The 1,091-nt window shown below is 39.0% G+C and carries 1 tRNA gene and 2 rRNA genes; all 3 read right to left on the bottom strand.

From position 1 onward, the window contains the following. Positions 1–451, bottom strand: a 23S ribosomal RNA gene (locus tag CEX73_RS00310); the annotation flags it as partial. A gap of 131 nt (positions 452–582) precedes the next feature. Further along, a tRNA-Glu gene (locus tag CEX73_RS00315) sits at positions 583–655 on the bottom strand. Positions 656–736: 81 nt separating this feature from the next. Beyond that, positions 737–1,091, bottom strand: a 16S ribosomal RNA gene (locus CEX73_RS00320); the annotation flags it as partial.

Here is a 1,091-nt window from a genome sequence, read left to right on the forward strand (position 1 = left end):
TCTTGTCAGGAGTATTTAGCCTTGGAGGATGGTCCCCCCATCTTCAGACAGGATACCACGTGTCCCGTCCTACTTTTTAAGCTCACAGAAAATAAATTTTTGAATAGAGGGCTATCACCTTTTATTGCTATTCTATTCCAGAATATTTTTCTAATTTATTAACTGATAAATAGCTTATAGGCTGGTCCCTGTTCGCTCGCCACTACTAAGGGAATCTCGGTTGATTTCTTTTCCTCAGGATACTTAGATGTTTCAGTTCTCCTGGTTAGCTTTATTAAGCTATGAATTTACTTAATAATGATATAAAGATATTTTATATCGGGTTTTCCCATTCGGAAATCGCCGGTTAATAACACGTCTTATCCGTTTACCGACGCTTTTCGCAGATTAGTACGTCCTTCATCGCCACTGACTATCTAGGCATTCACCATGTACGCTTAGTTACTTAACCTCACAACCCTAAAATATTTAAAGTTAGTAATGATTACTATTACTTAACTTTTTGATTTAAGTTGTAATATTTTTTACTAAATTGATTGTTTAAATTGTTAAAGAACATTATTAGTTTAATAAAATTAATAGCGTCCCCTAGGGGAGTTGAACCCCTGTTGCTGCCGTGAAAGGGCAACGTCCTAGACCACTAGACGAAGGGGACTTTTAAATTTAATAAAATGATAGTTATAATCTTTATAGATAATATGTGTGGACACGTCACAAATCGTAATTTTACTTTTAGTAAGGAGGTGATCCAACCGCAGGTTCCCCTACGGTTACCTTGTTACGACTTCACCCCAGTCATGAATCACAAAGTGGTAAGCGCCCTCCTAACATAATTAGGTTAAGCTACTAACTTCTTTTGCAATACACTTCCATGGTGTGACGGGCGGTGTGTACAAGGCCCGGGAACGTATTCACCGTGGCATTCTGATCCACGATTACTAGCGATTCCGACTTCATAGAGTCGAGTTGCAGACTCCAATCCGGACTACGAAGCATTTTATGAGATTTGCTAACTTTTGCAAGTTTGCTTCTCTTTGTATGCCCCATTGTAGCACGTGTGTAGGCTACTCGTAAGGGCCATGATGACTTGA

The sequence above is a fragment of the Candidatus Palibaumannia cicadellinicola genome (assembly GCF_002855795.1).
In the GTDB taxonomy this organism is placed as follows: Bacteria; Pseudomonadota; Gammaproteobacteria; order Enterobacterales; family Enterobacteriaceae; genus Baumannia; species Baumannia cicadellinicola_C.